Annotated in this window: 17 protein-coding genes and 1 pseudogene; 15 read left to right on the top strand and 3 right to left on the bottom strand. The window is 55.6% G+C overall.

What is annotated here, in order from left to right:
- Nucleotides 1-220 precede the first annotated feature (220 nt).
- From trbB to trbI, 11 genes are all read left to right on the top strand, one after another.
- The gene (trbB, locus tag FIV05_RS28190) at nucleotides 221-1,234 is read left to right on the top strand and encodes a P-type conjugative transfer ATPase TrbB (protein ID WP_152508029.1); all 1,014 of its coding nucleotides are present in this window, start codon (nucleotides 221-223) and stop codon (nucleotides 1,232-1,234) included.
- Nucleotides 1,224-1,583 (top strand): TrbC/VirB2 family protein, encoded by a 360-nt coding sequence (locus tag FIV05_RS28195; RefSeq protein WP_152508028.1) that lies wholly within the window; start codon nucleotides 1,224-1,226, stop codon nucleotides 1,581-1,583. The genes trbB and FIV05_RS28195 overlap by 11 nt, the downstream gene beginning before the upstream one ends.
- Complete coding sequence (locus tag FIV05_RS28200; RefSeq protein WP_077294672.1) at nucleotides 1,576-1,872, top strand: conjugal transfer protein TrbD; 297 nt, start codon at nucleotides 1,576-1,578, stop codon at nucleotides 1,870-1,872. The genes FIV05_RS28195 and FIV05_RS28200 overlap by 8 nt, the downstream gene beginning before the upstream one ends.
- Before the next feature lie 2 nt (nucleotides 1,873-1,874).
- A complete protein-coding gene (locus FIV05_RS28205) occupies nucleotides 1,875-4,322 on the top strand; it encodes a conjugal transfer protein TrbE (protein ID WP_152508027.1) in 2,448 nt (815 codons plus the stop codon).
- A complete protein-coding gene (trbJ, locus tag FIV05_RS28210; protein WP_152508026.1) occupies nucleotides 4,300-5,094 on the top strand; it encodes a P-type conjugative transfer protein TrbJ in 795 nt (264 codons plus the stop codon). The genes FIV05_RS28205 and trbJ overlap by 23 nt, the downstream gene beginning before the upstream one ends.
- Before the next feature lie 4 nt (nucleotides 5,095-5,098).
- Complete coding sequence (locus FIV05_RS28215) at nucleotides 5,099-5,341, top strand: hypothetical protein (RefSeq protein WP_152508025.1); 243 nt, start codon at nucleotides 5,099-5,101, stop codon at nucleotides 5,339-5,341.
- Nucleotides 5,342-5,361: 20 nt separating this feature from the next.
- Nucleotides 5,362-6,579, top strand: a complete 1,218-nt coding sequence (gene trbL, locus FIV05_RS28220; protein WP_152508024.1) for a P-type conjugative transfer protein TrbL — start codon at nucleotides 5,362-5,364, stop codon at nucleotides 6,577-6,579.
- Nucleotides 6,580-6,594: 15 nt separating this feature from the next.
- A complete protein-coding gene (trbF, locus tag FIV05_RS28225; protein ID WP_062492203.1) occupies nucleotides 6,595-7,257 on the top strand; it encodes a conjugal transfer protein TrbF in 663 nt (220 codons plus the stop codon).
- Nucleotides 7,258-7,322: 65 nt separating this feature from the next.
- Nucleotides 7,323-8,120, top strand: coding sequence for a P-type conjugative transfer protein TrbG (trbG, locus tag FIV05_RS28230; protein WP_228866879.1), 798 nt, complete (start codon nucleotides 7,323-7,325; stop codon nucleotides 8,118-8,120).
- Nucleotides 8,121-8,122: 2 nt separating this feature from the next.
- Nucleotides 8,123-8,587, top strand: coding sequence for a conjugal transfer protein TrbH (locus tag FIV05_RS28235; RefSeq protein ID WP_209171762.1), 465 nt, complete (start codon nucleotides 8,123-8,125; stop codon nucleotides 8,585-8,587).
- 12 nt (nucleotides 8,588-8,599) lie between these two features.
- Complete coding sequence (gene trbI, locus FIV05_RS28240; protein WP_152508021.1) at nucleotides 8,600-9,943, top strand: IncP-type conjugal transfer protein TrbI; 1,344 nt, start codon at nucleotides 8,600-8,602, stop codon at nucleotides 9,941-9,943.
- A 285-nt stretch (nucleotides 9,944-10,228) separates the two neighbouring features.
- Here trbI and FIV05_RS28245 read toward each other — a convergent pair whose 3' ends face one another.
- The 3 genes and pseudogenes from FIV05_RS28245 to FIV05_RS28255 form a co-directional block, all read right to left on the bottom strand.
- Nucleotides 10,229-10,708 (bottom strand): hypothetical protein, encoded by a 480-nt coding sequence (locus FIV05_RS28245; protein ID WP_152508020.1) that lies wholly within the window; start codon nucleotides 10,706-10,708, stop codon nucleotides 10,229-10,231.
- 187 nt (nucleotides 10,709-10,895) lie between these two features.
- Complete coding sequence (locus FIV05_RS28250) at nucleotides 10,896-12,680, bottom strand: HAMP domain-containing methyl-accepting chemotaxis protein (protein ID WP_152508019.1); 1,785 nt, start codon at nucleotides 12,678-12,680, stop codon at nucleotides 10,896-10,898.
- 688 nt (nucleotides 12,681-13,368) lie between these two features.
- A pseudogene (locus FIV05_RS28255) lies at nucleotides 13,369-14,284 on the bottom strand (DMT family transporter).
- Between the two features lie 603 nt (nucleotides 14,285-14,887).
- On the opposite strand from FIV05_RS28255, the gene FIV05_RS28260 reads away from it, so the two are divergent.
- The 4 genes from FIV05_RS28260 (at nucleotide 14,888) to FIV05_RS31715 (ending at nucleotide 17,078) form a co-directional block, all read left to right on the top strand.
- A complete protein-coding gene (locus tag FIV05_RS28260; RefSeq protein WP_152508044.1) occupies nucleotides 14,888-15,571 on the top strand; it encodes an SOS response-associated peptidase in 684 nt (227 codons plus the stop codon).
- A 24-nt stretch (nucleotides 15,572-15,595) separates the two neighbouring features.
- Nucleotides 15,596-15,895: an I78 family peptidase inhibitor gene (locus FIV05_RS28265; protein ID WP_152508045.1), complete on the top strand. Its 300-nt coding sequence runs from the start codon at nucleotides 15,596-15,598 to the stop codon at nucleotides 15,893-15,895.
- A gap of 106 nt (nucleotides 15,896-16,001) precedes the next feature.
- A complete protein-coding gene (locus tag FIV05_RS28270; protein ID WP_152508046.1) occupies nucleotides 16,002-16,343 on the top strand; it encodes a hypothetical protein in 342 nt (113 codons plus the stop codon).
- A 570-nt stretch (nucleotides 16,344-16,913) separates the two neighbouring features.
- Nucleotides 16,914-17,078, top strand: coding sequence for a hypothetical protein (locus tag FIV05_RS31715; RefSeq protein ID WP_173014038.1), 165 nt, complete (start codon nucleotides 16,914-16,916; stop codon nucleotides 17,076-17,078).
- Nucleotides 17,079-17,107: the final 29 nt, after the last annotated feature.

Here is a 17,107-nt window from a genome sequence, read left to right on the forward strand (position 1 = left end):
CTCCATTTCGAGACACATGCAGAAGGATGGGCATCAATTCCTCATTGTAGGGTCTTTAAAAGGCTTGCAGCAGAGTCAAAAGCGATTACAACGCGACACGGAATTGTTGCAGCCAGGGCACGAACACGCGGAAAAGATTATAGATACCGTTTGATATCGCTTTATAGAGTGTTACTGAGCGGTTAAAACTCAGCCCGTTTAGACAAATCAAGGGGTGGTCATGGTGGCCGTTAAAGGTGGTGAAAGCCGCCGCAGGCTTATCGCCGGGCTGGAAGACACGCTGGGGTCTACGGTCCTGTCGGCGCTGTCGGACGAGGCCGTCGTTGAGATCATGCTCAACCCGGACGGACAGTTGTTCATCGAGCGTGTCGGCAAGGGCATGGAGCCCTCGGGCGAGATGACACCCCATGACGCCCAGATCATCATGGGCAAGGTCGCTCATGCGCTAGGTACCGAGATCACCTCTGACAAGCCGATCATTTCCGGTGAGCTGCCGATAGGCGGTCATCGTTTTGAGGGTCTTCTGCCACCGGTCGTTTCCAAGCCGTCCTTCACGATCCGCAAGAAGGCATCGCTGCTCATCCCGCTTTCCAAGTATGTCGAGGATGGCGTGATGACGGACGGCCAGACCGCCGTGATCCGCGATGCAGTTGCGGGCCGCAAGAACATTCTTGTCTCGGGCGGCACCGGCACGGGCAAAACGACCCTGACGAACGCGATCATTGGCGAAATGGTTTCCGTTGCACCGGATCACCGTCTCGTCATTCTGGAGGACACGGCGGAAATCCAGTGTGCCGCCAGGAACGCCGTGATCCTGCACACGTCCGACACCGTGGACATGCAGCGGCTCCTGAAATCGACGATGCGCTTGCGTCCCGACAGGATCATTGTCGGCGAAGTGCGTGACGGAGCGGCGCTGACGCTCCTTAAGGCATGGAACACGGGTCACCCGGGCGGCATCGCCACGGTTCACTCCGATAATGCCTATACCGCACTGACGCGGCTCGAACAGCTCATCGCGGAAGTGTCTCAGCAGCCCATGAGCCAAGTGATTGCGGAAGCTGTTGACCTGATTGTCTCAATCGAGCGCTCCCCGGAGAAGGGACGCATCGTTCGGGACATTGTGTCCGTCTCCGGCTTTCGGGACGGCACTTATGACGTCCGCTCAGCCGTTGCATCACAGTTCCTCAACAAGAATTCCAACGACAGACAAGGGACCCTTCATGTCGCGTAATTTTGTATTTCTTCTCTTTCTCGCCGGTGCAGGACTGTACCTAATTGAACCAGCCTTTGCCTCTGGTGGCGGTTCGCTTCCCTGGGAAGGTCCGCTTCAGCAGATCCAGGCCTCCATCAACGGTCCTGTCGCTGGCGCCGTTGGCCTGATCGCGGTCGCGATCGCCGGCGGCATGCTGATCTTCGGCGGCGAGCTCAACGACTTCGCCCGCCGCATGGCCTACGTGGTTCTGGTTCTCGGGATCCTTCTTGGCGCGTCCACGATCGTCGGCCTGTTCGGCTCTTCCGGCGCTTCCATCGGCATCGCTCCGGAAGGGAAAGCGGCAACCGTGGACCCGGCTCGTGACTGATGCGCCGGGCCTCAACAGAGCGCGGATCCACCGCGCTCTTTCACGCCCGACACTGTTGTTCGGGGCAGACCGGGAGCTGGTGCTCGTGACCGGTCTTGCCTCGGTCATTCTGATTTTCGTGATCCTGAAACCCTATGCCGCCGTGCTCGGCGTAGCGATCTGGATCGTGGTGGTTGGCGTGCTGCGGATGATGGCCAAGGCGGACCCGCGGATGCGCGCTGTCTATCTGCGACACGTCAGATACCGCGCTTACTACCGGCCGACATCCACGCCCTGGCGGAAATACTGAACATGGTAGCCCTCAAAAAATTCCGGCATGTCGCACCGTCCTTTTCCGACCTGCTCCCTTACGCGGCGCTGGTCGACAACGGCATTGTGCTCCTGAAGGACGGGGGCCTGATGGCCGGCTGGTATTTTGCCGGGCCGGACAGCGAAAGCTCTACTGCGTTTGAGCGGAACGAAGTCTCCAGGCAGATCAACTCGGTTCTGGCTCGCCTCGGCAACGGCTGGATGATCCAGATGGAAGCGGTTCGCATTCCCTCAACTGGATATCCGGCCAAGGAAAGCTCGCATTTTCCGGACCCGATCACTGCCTTGATCGATGACGAGCGCCGCCGACATTTCGAAGCCGGGGAGGGGCATTTCGAAAGCCAGCATGCCCTCATATTGACCTACCGACCGCCGGAGAAAAACAAGTCCAAGCTGGTGAAGTACATCTATTCGGACGAAGCCAGCCGGAACACGTCTTTTGCCTCCCGGACGCTTGAGTATTTCAAGACCACCATCCGCGAGTTCGAGCAGTACATGGCCAATGTCGTCTCGATCCGGCGCATGGAAACGCATGAAGTGCCAGAAAGAGAAGTGGGGAGGGAAGGGGAGAGGCGCGGCCGGTATGATGATCTGCTGCAGTTCGCCCGCTTCGCGCTGATCGGAGAAAACCATCCGATCAGGTTGCCGGACATTGCGATGTATCTCGACTATCTGGTGACGGCGGAATTCCATCACGGCCTCAACCCCATCATCGATGGTCGTTATGTCGGCGTGGTGGCGATCGACGGGTTTCCGGCTGAAAGCTGGCCGGGGATCCTCAACGCCCTCGATCTGATGCCGATCACCTATCGTTGGTCCAGCCGTTTCATCTTCCTGGATCCGATCGAGGCGCGAGCTGTTCTGGAAAAGACGCGCAAGAAGTGGCTTCAGAAGGTGCGGCCGCTGATGGACCAGCTCTTCAAGACAAACTCCGGATCGCTCGACCAGGATGCCATGATGATGGTCGGGGAAACCGAAGACGCGATTGCCGAGGCAAGCTCGCAGCTCGTCGCCTTCGGCCATTACACGCCTGTCATCGTGCTCTTCGACACGAACCAGGCGCGGCTTCAGGAGAAATGCGAGGCGGTGCGCCGGCTTATCCAGAACGAAGGGTTTGGCAGTCGCATCGAAACCCTGAATACGACCGAAGCGTTCCTGGGAAGCCTGCCGGGCGTTTCCTATGCCAACGTTCGCGAACCTCTGGTGAGCACGCGCAATCTCGCGGACCTGGCTCCGCTGAATTCGGTCTGGGCCGGATCGCCGGAAGCGCCGTGCCCGTTTTATCCGATTGGATGCCCGCCGCTCATGCAGGTAGCGTCCGGCTCATCGCCCTTCCGCTTCAATCTTCATGTCGGGGATTTGGGGCATACGCTGATCTTCGGACCGACAGGTTCAGGTAAATCGACGCTTCTCGCGCTGATCGTAGCTCAATTCTTTCGCTATCTGAATGCGCAGGTGTTCGTCTTCGACAAGGGCAAGTCGATGTATCCGCTCACGCTTGCCGTTGGCGCGGATCACTATGACGTCGGCAAGTCGGAGACGCTGGCCTTTGCACCGCTCTCATCCCTTGAGGACGATACCGACAAGGCGTTTGCTGCCGAGTGGCTGGAAACCCTGATCGAAATGCAGGGCGTGAAGGTTTTGCCGGAGCACCGCAACGCCATCACCACGCAGATCGACTTGATGTCGAAGTCTCAGCGCCGGTCGTTGACCGACTTCGTGTCGGGCGTCCAGAACCGGGAAATCAAGGACGCGCTGCAATATTACACTGTGGACGGCCCGATGGGCGCGCTCCTCGATGCCGAAGCGGACGGCCTGTCCCTCTCCAGGTTCCAGACCTTCGAGATCGAAGAGCTGATGAACATGGGCGACCGGAACCTGATCCCGGTCCTGCTTTATCTCTTCCGCCGGATCGAAAAACGCCTGACTGGGAACCCAAGTCTGCTCATCCTGGACGAGGCCTGGCTGATGCTTGGCCATCCGGTCTTCCGCGACAAGATCCGGGAATGGCTGAAGGTTCTGCGCAAGGCCAATTGCGCGGTGGTCCTGGCAACGCAATCGATCTCGGATGCCGATCGTTCCGGCATCATCGACGTTCTGAAGGAAAGCTGCCCGACCAAAGTTTGCCTGCCCAACGGCGAAGCCCGGGTGTCCGGAACGCGCGAATTCTACGAAAAGCTCGGCTTCAACGAACAGCAGATCGAAATCATCGCCTCGGCGATCCCGAAGCGAGAATACTACGTCACGTCCCCAGACGGTCGCCGGCTGTTCAACATGGCGCTCGGCCCGATCACACTGTCCTTCGTCGGCGCATCAGCTAAGGACGATCTCAAGCGGATCGATGAACTTCACCTCCACTACGGCGAAAAATGGCCCGCCGAATGGCTCAAGCAAAGAGGAATCGACAATGCCGAACAGCTTCTTGTCTAAATCGCTCGCCAGCGTTCTTTGTGTGATCGGCCTTGCAGGACCGGCCCATGCCGGCGGCGGCGGTATCACCGGCGCGACCGAGTTCACGCAGATCCTCAACAACAGCGAGCTCATTGCACTCGGCGGTCAGAACGCCGAGCAGATCGCCAATCAGGTGCAGCAAATCGGCAACCAGATCCAGATGATCGAAAACCAGATCTCGATCTACGAAAACATGCTGCAGAACACGTTGTCGCTGCCGATGCAGGTATGGGGCGAGGTTGAGCAAAACCTCGGTCAACTGCAGAGCCTGGTTCAAAAGGGTCAGGCCATGGCGTTCTCAATGGGCAATCTGGACGACACGCTGAAACAGCGGTTCCAGAGCTACGCGGAGTTCGCGAAGAACGGCCTGCCGGATGGGCAGTCGTTCTCGACCATGTATCAAGGCTGGTCGGATACGAACCGGGACACGATCTCCTCGACGCTGAAGGCGGCCGGATACACCTCCGATCAATTCGCGACCGAAGAGGACACCATGCGCCAGCTACGGCAGCATTCTCAGTCGGCCGAGGGACAAAAGCAGGCCCTGCAGGTTGGCCACGAGATTGCCGCTCAGCAAGTTGAACAGATGCAGAAGCTTCGCGGTCTTGTCTCACAGCAGATGACCATGATGGGGACCTGGTACCAGTCTGAACAGACGGCACGCGATCACACCAAAGCAGCCTCAGATCAGTTCTTCAAAAACCCGAACGTCTCTTCTGGGAACGGGCAAGACTTCAAACCTCAGTGGTAAACATATGACATTCAAACTTCCTATCGTTGTGTTGATCGCGCTTCTCGCGGCTGTTGCCGGTGCGGGCGCAACATACGTGATCGTACCGAAAACCGATCCCGAAGTTACCGAACTGCTGAGACGCCAAGTTGAGTTGGCGGAGGAAGCAAAAGCAAAGCGTGAAGCTTCCCAGAAGGCCGCCAAAGAATTCTTCAAGGCGCCCGATATTGAACCGGGCAGCGGGCAGGATTTCAAACCTCAGTGGTAAGTAAGTAGGGGGCTGTGACTATGGCCAGGGGAAAGTTCGGACCACTTTTGGGAACACTCGTTTTGGGAATGGTGTTCGCAAGCATATTCGCCTCGACTGGATTTGCCCAGAGCGGCGGGGCGCTGGATACTGTTCAAAACAGTTTGGCAAACGCCGCAAAGAGCTGGGAGTCCACGCTCATTAGCGGCGCAACATCTCTCTTCTGGCTGCTTGCCACGATCGAGATCGGCTTGGCGGCTGTCTGGCTAGGCGTGAACGCAGCCTCTCTGGAGGTCTGGGCGACAGAATTGGTCAAACGGATCATTTTTATCGGCTTTTTCGCATTCGTGCTGACCCAAGGCCCACAGCTAGCAAAGGACATCGTTGATAGCCTTTGGGGGATCGGAAGCGGAAGTGTCTCGGGTAAACTCTCCCCTGCCGACCTCTTCGATACAGGTTTGCAGGTCAACGGCATCCTGAATGAGCAAATTCAAAATCTGGATTGGACTGCCATTGCTCAAGCATTGATGCTTGCCGGCTCCGGCCTCATCGTTCTCCTTTGCATGGCGTTGTTTGCGGCAGTTTTGCTCTCTGTCATCGTAGAAATGTACATCGGGCTTATCGCCGGCATGATCATGCTCGGTTTGGGCGGCTCGTCCTACACTAAAGACTTTGCCGTTCGCTATCTGATCTACGCGTTCAGCATCGGCATGAAATTGATGGCCCTCAGCATCATCGCCAAGACCGGTTCAAGTCTTTTGACGAACCTGGCGGCGGATCCGACCATGACGACAACCGCATCTGGTCCCGGCATGCTGGCAGCTATTGCGTTGGCGATGTTCGCGCTTTCAATCTTCGTTCCGAACATCGTCCAGGGCGTGGTTCAAGGAGTGTCTGCCGGCAGCGGTATGGAAGTCATTAGATCCGGACAAGGGACATCCTACTACGCTGGCGCGGCATTCCGGCAAACTGCCAGCGTGGCGGGGGGAATTGCCGGAGCCGGGATCGGCGCGGCCGGATTGGCGTCGAGTTCTTATCAAGCTGGGAGAGCAGCGTCCGATGCCGGGCACTCGCCAGCCCGCAGTGTTGCGGCTGCATTTGGCACAGGCGGAAAAGCCCTAGCCTCCGCAGCCGCGGACAAGTTGACCGGAGCGCCGAGCGCTCACGGGTCTTCAACGCTAGGTCTCGCCAATCACAAGCTGAAGCAATCCCTTCCAAACAAACCAACTGGCGGCGGGTCTTCGCCCAAATCCTCCTGAGCAATAGGCACCTAGATGGCAAAACATACTCCAATCGATAATCCCTATCTTGCCGCTCGGATGGAATGGAACGAGCGCTACGGATCATACGTACGCACCGCTCGCGTTTGGCAGGGTATCGGCCTGCTCGCTATGGCGATGGCGATCATCGGCTTTGGGTTCGCGCTCTACCAGAGCACGCAAGTCAAGCTCGTTCCTTATATCGTAGAGGTGGACAAGCTCGGCACACCCGCGATCGGTGGCTTCCCTGCTCAGATTGAATACGCCGATGAGCGCGTTGTCCGTTCCATGCTCGGAGCCTGGATCACTAATTTCCGCTCTGTTACGCCGGACACGGTTGTCGCCAAAGGATACATCGACCGAGTTTACGCGATGCTGCGGCAGACGGACGTTGCCACCCAAAAGGTCAACAACTTCTACCGGACGAACTCTCCGTTCGATCGGGCGCAATCCCGCACCGTGTCAGTCGAGGTGACGAGCATCGTGCCCCTCTCCAATCAATCCTATCAGATCGACTGGACCGAGATCGAACGGGACAGGAAGGGCAAAGAGCTTCAGACGAAGCGCTGGCGCGGAGTTGCGGCCGTGACTCTATCGCCACCACAGGATGAAGCTATCATCAGGCTAAATCCAATCGGTCTTTATCTCAAGGACTTCGATTGGACCGCGCAATTGTAAGCAAATCACACGCTCAGAGAGTGAAAGTTATGTTCCAGAAAATCAGACTGCACGCGGGCGTGTGCATGTTCGTGGCTGCGGCCGCTGGCACCGTCCTACCTGTTCAAGCTTTGGCTGCCGACTACACGGCAAAGGAGCTGCGCGCCCTCGGGCTTTCAAGCGACTGGCGCAACGGCCGCGGCGTCATTACCAAAGGTCCGGACGGCAAGGTGATCTATCTCTACGGCCAGGTCCAGCCAACAGTGGTTTGCGCTCCCCTGCAGGTCTGCGACGTGGAGCTGCAGCCTGGGGAAGCCGTTCGCAACGTCATGGTCGGGGATACGGTTCGCTGGAAGGTGGATCCGGCAACATCGGGGGGACCGGGGGGAAATTCAGTTCACTTGATCATCAAGCCGACTGAACCCGGGCTTGTCACATCCATGGTGGTGACGACATCGAGGCGCACCTATCAGATCAAACTTCAAAGCGACAGTCACCGTTACATGGCCCGGGTGGGCTTCGATTACCCTGAAGACATACAGGCCAAATTCGAAGCGGCCAATCGCCAGCTTGAAGCAAGCATCATCCCCGGCGCCGGCGTCCCTGCCGAAAACCTGGACTTCAAATACCACGTTCACGGGCAAGCCCGCTGGCGGCCGACACGTGTCTATTCGGACGGCACCAAAACTTACATCCAGTTTCCCTCAGGAATGGCGTCCGGGGATGCACCGGTTCTTTACATCACCTCCGGGGGACAGAACCAGATCGTCAACTATCGCCTGAAGGGCACCCTCATGATCGTGGACTACACGATCGACCAGGCGGTGCTCGTGTCCGGTGTTGGTTACAGCCAGCAAAAAGTTCGCATCAATAGGGGAGGCTGATCATGTTGCACACTCGCCGCTCAATTCTGAAAGCCATCGGCATTTCGGCGCTGGTCACTCCCATGGCCGGCTGCATGACGCAAAGTGGCTGGTTCAACCCGACTACAAGCGTTGACGCTGCCAATCTGTCGCCTTCCGCTGCAAGCATCGTCGCCGGCGACATGGTTGCAAAACTCTCTGAACATGTCGGAGCTGGAACGGGAACCATATTCCTCAAGGCTGACAATTCCCAGTTCGGCCTTGCCCTCGAAAGCTCTCTGCGCGGATGGGGTTACGCGGTCGCCGAGGCCGACCAACAGCCATCGGGCGACACGATCATTCCCCTTGCTTACACGGTCGATTCCGATGCCGGGCAGATCTTCGTTCGCCTCACCACGCCAACCATCGAGCTGGCGAGGACTTATCAGGCAACGGCAACCGGCGCGTCTCCGACAAGTCCGGTTTCCGTTTTGACCAGAACAGTCTAGAGGCGTGCACTCATGAGCAATTCGGATTCCAATGTGCATCTGGCGGGCGACGACATTCGCGCCGACGATGAGGCTCCCAAGATTCGTCGCTTAAACCGGCTGCCGATATTTCTATTCATCGGACTCGTTGTCGTTTTCGGCGTCGTGATCATCTATGGCCTTGCGACCCGTGGCATCACGTCCGGCGGCAGCGTTGTTGAGGATGGAGGTGGATCGCCGGCGAGCGGTTTTGCGGATCAGCTCAAGGCCGGCATCAGCAACGGCGTGATCGATCCCCCAGGGCAACCAATAACGCCGGTTCGGCCGGAACCAGTTGAAGTTGCCAAACCGGAAATCGTGCAAGCGCAGAAGCCGTATAGCAATCCGTTTCAGCAGCGACCCGCCTCACCGGACGCTGTAATCGAACCGCAGGAAACGGAGATAGATTGGCGCGAAAGGATGAAGCGCCGCAACGAAGAGCAGGAAATGCAGGAGTTGCAGCGGCAACGGATGAAGCGGCTGCAATCAATTGACGCGGCTTATGACAGTCCAATCGTCGTGAATATCGATGACCTGGAGGGGCAGGGGCAAGGATCGCAGACCATCCAGGGCAATCAGACAGGAAACGGGGCCTTTACGCGCAGCCCGTCTTCTCCGGATCTTCTGTCCGCTGCCCTGCAGGCGGCGCAAGGCGGGTCTGCCAATGCGGATCCAAACGGACAATTCGGCAAACAGGACTTCTTCAATCAGGACATCTCGGAAGCCGGATATCTGGCGAACCGCGTTGTTCCGCAGCAGTCACCCTATGAATTGAAGCGTGGCTCGGTGATCCCGGCAACGCTCATCACAGGCATCAATTCGGACCTTCCCGGCCGTATCACCGGCCAGGTCAGACAGAACGTCTATGATAGCGCAACCGGCCATCTGCTTTTGATCCCTCAAGGAACCAAACTGTTCGGCCGGTATGATTCCGATGTGTCGTTCGGTCAGAAGCGCGTGCTCGTCGTCTGGACAGATATCATCTTCCCAAATGGAGCTACCTTGCAGATCGGCTCCATGGGGGGCGTTGACGGCGAAGGTTATGGCGGTTTCAAGGACAAGGTGAACAACCATTACCTGCGCACCTTTGGGTCCGCAGCGCTTCTCGCAATTATCGGAACTGGAATTGATATGGCTGTTCCGGAGAGCTCTACGCTTTCCACCCAGGACACGGCCTCAGATGCCGCCCGCCGCAACTTCGCGGAAGTGTTCGGCCGGGTGGTGGAGCGGACTATCAACAAGAACCTCGATGTCCAGCCGACACTTCAGATCCGGCCGGGATACAATTTCAATATTCTGGTCGATCAGGACATCATCTTTCCGGGATCGTATGGCTGACTATGCTGAAACACAGGAAGGCGATTGAATTAGGAAAGAGATGTTCCGATGGCTGAGGGCATGTTGGGTCGCACTCCACTCAACCGAAGGACTCCGCGCTAAGCCGGAAGAAACTCGGGTCTCAGGTCAGACGCCAAGCGGACGCCAAAAAATGGCACGCTTGCACTGGGTGCAACTATTAATGCAATTTTGATTACACAGCCTGCTCTTTGCCCACACGGCCTAGCCAAGAAAACGTTAAGGAAAAGCAGCCCCTCGACTTTGCCGAAAAGATTAAGCGCCACGCTAACAATCTAAAACATAGGATTCTGTAGTAATTTCCGTACAGACACTCACCATTCGGTCAATTACAAGGTCGATTTTATATTGAGAATTTGGCTTTTTCTCGATGGCAATGGCTCTGTTTGCTTTGGCTATGCATAGTATATCATCGTCAAGATTATTTGACATAAGAAAAACGAACATTTTTTCGGTTAAAGCGATGCTACTTAAGCGTTCAAGAGCATCTAAATCCTCTTGTCGTGTCGTGCTTATGTCAAAAAGAATTATGTCTATCTGATCTGGAGTTCCCAGCAAGGACGAAACGATTTGCAGACCGGCTTTCCCATGCGAGGCTACACGCGTTCTGAATTCGAACCTGTGACGTTCGGAATAGCGAGGTATCTCGTTGCAAAGGAGTTTGAGGTCCTCGTTGTTACCGTCAATAATCATGATGTTGAGTTTTTTCCTGCCCATTTCTACCTGCCTAAACAATCTGGAATTCATGCCGGCTTCAATTGAGTAGAATTTTTTTGTGTTTCTTAATTAAAGAAATGACATTTATTTGTCCAAACTCCAGATAAACATTTGGGGTCTAATTGTTCATTATGCTGAAACTGGTTTCGCCAATGATTATATTCAGAATTCTATTTCTTGGCCCGGAGTCGTTTTAGCTTACATGCGCCTCGTCGATTTAGGCCGACTGAATCTCTGCGAGAAAGCCGTCTACCTCTATCTTAAGTCGGGACGATTGATTTGAAAGTTCCCCTGCTGCCATTGTCACCTGGCTCGCTGCGGCCCCGGTTTCCTGTGATGCTTGAGTGACCCCGGCAATGTTTTCAGATACGGCCTGCGTTCCTGCTGCCGCTTCCGTGACGTTTTGGGCGATTTCCCGTGTTGCCATGTCCTGCTGATCCATCGCAGCAGCAATTTCAATCGACGTTTCGTTGATCTGCGAAATGATACGGCCGATATCAGTGACGGAAGCCACAGAAGTGTTAGTCTGGTCCTGAATTTCTTTAATGAGGCCGGCAATATTTTCGGTCGCCTTCGCTGTTTGACCGGCCAGGACCTTCACCTCGCTTGCGACCACTGCGAACCCTTTGCCAGCTTCGCCTGCCCGGGCAGATTCGATTGTCGCGTTCAGTGCCAAGAGGTTCGTCTGCTCCGCAATGTCCGAGATCATTGAGATCACTTCGCCGATCTTTTCAGCGGTCTCGGCAAGCTGACCGATTTGCCCCTCGGTCTTTGACACTTCGTCTACGGCTTGTTTGGAAATGTCAGTTGCTTGAGAAATACGAGAGTTGATTTCTCCGATTGAGCTAGAAAGTTCCTCGGTTGCAGAGGAAACCGTCGCCACGTTCGTCGTGGCCTCCTCGGTGGCGGCTGCCACGGATGTTGCCTGGCTGCTGGTTTCTTCTGCGATGCTGGACATCGACTGGGCCGTGGTTTGCAGTTCGGTTGACGCTGAGGACACCGTTTCCACGATGGTGCCAATATTTGCGGCAAATCGGCTGGAGGCGTCGGTCATCCTTTTCTGACGGTCTTGCTCAATCTGGCTTTGGCGCCGTTGCTCTTCTTCCAGTTCCTTTGAGCGGATCATCGTTTCCCGGAACGTTTGATAGGCTGTCGCCACGGCTCCAATTTCATCCTTGGCATGGACTTTGACGTCCATTGTGAAGTCACCCGCCGTCAAGGCGTTTATGCCTAGGACAACTTCATTCAGCGGTCGCGTGATGGCTTTTCGAATAACGAAGGAGGCGATGCCGAGCGCGGCCACGAAGACAAAAACCGCTATAGCTAGAATGGCTTTTAACGCTGTTTTTTCAGCTTCAAGCGCCTCGCGCGCCGCGTCCAAGGTGAACGATTGCAGTTCCTGCACCAGGGCTTCAAGCTCATGGTTCAAGTTGTTTTCTTCTTTTTCAATCCCTGGCAGCAGCGCAAGCGCAAGGTCTATCTCTCCAGCCTCGACCAGTTCGAAGGCTTCAAGAGCATGCTTGTCATATGCCTTGTGCTCAGCGCCTATTTGATCGAATGCCTCATAAACCATTTGAAATTCGGACTTCAGCTTTTCGGAGTGCGAGGCTTGTTCAGCGGTCATCGCCAGGTCCTGAGCTTCCAGAATTTCGCGATCAACCATCTCGGCGTATTTCAGAAAAGTCATGCGTGCCTTGTCAAAATCTGCGCGGGCTTTTGCGTGCTCCTTCATCATCACTCCGGCCCGAAAGGCTCGCTCCAGATTGATGGATTGGTCCAACTGGTGGGTAGTGATTTGAGTTACCGCACTGGTAAGCGGGATGTCTTTGTTGGCAACATTGTTGATGAGCAAGCCGATCTGGTTCAGCTGCCAAAGACCGATTGCCGCCACAAGGACTAATCCGACTAGACATATGCCCACCACAGATAAGATCTTGGTTCCAATGCCGAAAGACCTGCTGGATGCCTGGTTTCCGCTTGGTTGATTTGCCGTAATGCTCATTGTGTCCTCTCACCGAATGAAAAGTAATTCGACTAGACCGGTTTCACTTGACGTTGAAGGCCGTTTATTTGCAGCCGCCTTCAATATTTTGCTCGGTTACTAAATATCAATCTCTGAGATGCTCCAAGGGAAAGCTGAAAAGGAGCGTATTGACCCCAAGCCTCCCTGATCTCAAAAAATGCCCATAAACAATCAAATACACCAAGTGAAATTAATGAAAAATTACTTTAGGTGAATTTTGTCAGTAAAAATCAAATAAGCCGCCGTTATCACAAAAAAAGCGTGGCAGTTTTATCGTATTTAATCTTTGGATTTCAATATAAAGTTGATTGCAACCAATAATTGTGTGATTTGGTAGAGTTTTTGCACGACTTTTCTCTAGTCGCCAATGCTCTTTCGATAGGAATTGCGTAAAATGTCAACTTTTTAACATTTTTCGACAATATGCATACTTTCTTTGTTATTGCTTTCTTAACATTTAGTCTGAAGGCGGAATTACAGTTCAAATTGCCATCAACGCCTTGCCGGAGATGGGAAAAGTCACCGGCGCTTTGGATCCAACCAATCCAAGCCCACGAAACCCTGATCGTGATGCACGGCCATTGGAAGCTTGCCCGGGCAAACGGCGAGAAAGTGCCAGCGTTGGGTGATACCTGTGCGTGCCGTCAGGCCCCGATTCCCGCTGTCGCTATGGAGCGGTGATAGGCGGAGGTTTTCGTCGCTTGCCTGACAAGGCGTTCCCAGCGATGGCCACGAGGAGAACCAGGCCGCCGATCAGAGTGTTGACGCTCGCCGTTTCGCCCAGAAAGAGCCAAACCCAAAGAGGACCGAGCAGGACTTCAGCCAGAGACAACAAGGCAAGCTCTGCTGCCGGGAGGCTACGTGAGCCCAGCGTGTAGAGGATCAGACCGGCACCGACTTGCCCCCCCCATTCCCATGGAAATGAAGCCGTCATTCGGGCTCAAAACGACGGAGAGCCCGAGGCCAAAGCAGATCGCCAGGGTGATGGCGAACGCGAAGAGGCCCGAAAGGAAGACCGCCGGCAGCATCTCACCTGTTCGGCCCCATCGTAACGCCACGGTGAAGGCAGCGAAACCGAACGCCGATCCAAGGGCCGCCAGACTGCCCTTAAGGGCGACGCTGCCGGATTTGTCGGCAACCATGATCGCGATCCCTCCAATGGCAACAACAATCGCAATCCAGGTTGCAAAGCGCACACGTTCACGCAGAACGATCCATCCCAGAACAGCTGCCATAAACGGTGCTGTCGCAAAAAGCAGCATGGCATTCGCGACTGACGTGTTCTGAATTGAGTAGATCCCACCGCTATAGGCCGCAACCAGTGAAAGCCCTGCGACAACAACGGGGGAACCAATTCGGCGGATTTGAACAAAGGGGCTTTCGCCCGACCGCATTCGAATAAGAATGTAAAGAAACAGCGACATGCTGATCGACCTATACAGCAGAATCTGCCACACAACGGCATCGTCGATCATGCGAATACCAATGCCGACTGTCGACCACAGAACCCCGGCCGCAAAGACGAAAAGCACACCGTGCTTGTGGGCATCCGCACTATGAGCGCGCGTCGATATGGATGTCATTTTGGGCCATTCAAATAGGTCTTGCCCCCGCAAGTTAGCATGCCGGCCGGAGTTCTGATCTCTCTTATGCGACATTGACGCCGGATGTTGCCTGCGGTGGCCCGAGCAGAGGTTGCTGCAAGATAACGAACGGCAGATATGAGAAAGCTGCCCTGTAGCATTCAAGCAATGCATGGAAGACAGGTTTGGGCCGAAAGCGTCGAAGAGCGAACAGCGGCTTGTGTAGTTAGGTTTTTTGGGGGGCCTGGCCGTTCACGGCCCTGTCGTCCCGTTTGGCGAGCCAATCCAGCAGTAGGAAATTGACCAAATAGTCAAAAATATTCCATAATTATGCTTATGCGATTTTTACTAACATGTTGATATAAAAGAGAAAATAGACTTTCAGATGGGCGGGTTGAGCCCTTTCTCCACTTAACCTGAAGCCCGTATATGGATGTGGATTAAATTAAATCTGGCCACTCATGAGGCCAGCTCTTGAACCTCTATGGTCCATGCTTCACCCATTGAGATTTGCTCCTCTCACCGCAATTGTGGGCACCAAGCGTTATAGCTGTATGTGCTACAACGCCGTCGGCGTCGATATCAGCAGCAAGGGACAGTGGCATGTGTGGCCGCTTCACCAATACGATGACCTGGGCCGAAATCCACGCCCTTTACAATATCCACGCTGAGGCCCCGCCTCCGTCGAACATGCCGGCGCGCTACAACATCGCGCCGACACAGAACGTCCATTTCGCCCACAAGGACAAAGCCGGTGACCTCGAAATCGACTGCGGGCGCTGGTGGCTCGTGCCCTTCTTCGCCAAGGAATTGCCGAAGGCCGCGATGTTCAATGCGAGGATCGAGACCGTCGACACTTCAGGGGCATTCCGCGGACCCTTCAAGTCGAAGCGCTGCCTCATCCCCGCCGATGGCTATTTCGAATGGACCACAAGCGAAGAGGACGGCAAGAAAGACCCCTGGCTGTTGCAGCTCCCTGACGGAAAGCCTTTCTCCTTCGCCGGACTATGGGCGCATAACGACAAGCTAGGCGTCACCAGCTGCACGATCATCACAGCGCCAGCCGTCGACCACATTGCGCACATTCATACGCGGATGCCCGTCATGCTGGATCCATCGGTCTACAAGACCTGGTTGGATGCCTCTGTTCAGGGTGCTGACGCGAAAGCCTTCCTTCTTGAAAACCAGATGGACAGCCAGCTCGAGTTTTATCGTATCGGCCGTGAGGTTAATTCATCTCGCTATGACGGCAGTGACACGAAAAAGCCAATTCTGAACTCCTTGTAGAGCTTGATAGCAAGGAGAGCCCCAATGAAGTCACTGCCCTATTCCGCGCCATTGATCATCGCCGGCGTAGCTTTGGCCTTATACGCCTGCAGCGCAGACGGAAGCGCCCCCTCCACGGCTTCAGCACCATGCAATGCTGAAGCCGCTGGAGCCCTCGTAGGCAAGCCCAAGCCGACGGACGCAGAGGCCATGCAGCTTTCCGGCGCGAAGACCGTTCGTCAGATCCAGCTAGGCGACATGGTGACCCAGGACTTCCGAGAAGATCGGGTGACGATCGAGACGGATCCCGCATCTGGTCGTGTTGTTGGAGCCACCTGCGGCTGATTAAGCTACGCGGGTCATGGTAACTGCTGCTTAACCACGAGGGCAGTCGCCCCCATAGAATCGGGGGGCTTTTGCGTTAGCTTCGGGGGGCGGTATGGAGCTATCTATGGGACAGAGCTTTTCTGCTTATCTGAAAACTGCGCAGACAGTCAGATCAGTCAGGCAGATACACACAATCACCACCGCAATATGCGAAGATCCCTATGCTTCATCGCATTTGAAACGCACAAGCGCGGCTTTGACGAGGAAGCTGGAACAAGTCATTGACCGGCCCATTGCGAGCGCTGCCTTCCTCGCCTCCATCTGGCGTGATTTTCGCTGCCTCAACACGCTCGTGGAGAGGGAATACTGCAGGCTGAACCTCCTTCTGCCCAAGGGTGAAACCGAGCCTATGGATGATTGGCTGTTCCTTAAAGAAAAAGGGCCAGCGGAAAGCCGCGGCCCTTAAGGTGTGGGGGTCAATAACCTCCAGAGGGGAACAGCCGACGCGCGGACTGGGAGGAGGGGTACGCACGTCAACTACCAAGCTATATGGGTCCCCGTAACACGGCCCGCAAGGCGACTAGTCCGAGTTTCGGTACGGACTTCTTTTTGTTGCTTTCCGTGTGGATCCTGTTCAGCGTGAGAAAGCCGCTGTAACAGGGCGTCGATGCGGCCGTCATTCAGTATCGGTTGATGATTGGCCTGTGCCGCCTTGCGAACCATGTCGCTACAGGCGAGCTGCCTGAATACGTGAGAATTATCTGTCATCGCTGCCCCTCCGCCGCCAGAACGCTGAGCGGAGTCACCGGTTCCGAAAGAAAGGAGCCGACGAATACGGAGAGGTTTATTCTCTCTCAACATCATCCAATTTCACCGACAAGGCAGGGTTTGCGTCAATGATGCGCGGTCCCCCCAATTTCGCCGCTGCGCAACGAAATCGGCTCCCCCCCCGCCCCGCAGGCCCCCTCCGGCGGTCATTGACCCAAACCCTCCCTTGTCGGTCCCGCACCTTTGTTTTCATTCAAAGGAGCTGACGATGACCACTTACGACCACATCAACGAACTGCGCGCCGAGCTTGCAGCGTCCATCGACCAGGCCGAGCGTCAGCAGATCGCAGCCGAGCTGGCGGCGGCCAAAGCGAAGCTTGCCGAAGAAGAGGCCGCATTCGATGCGCTGATCAGCGCCGAGCCGCCCCACTAGGGCGGCTCGTTCCAATGCCCGGCGCGTTG

It is taken from the genome of Labrenzia sp. THAF191a, from assembly GCF_009363335.1.
Classification (GTDB): Bacteria; Pseudomonadota; Alphaproteobacteria; order Rhizobiales; family Stappiaceae; genus Roseibium; species Roseibium algicola.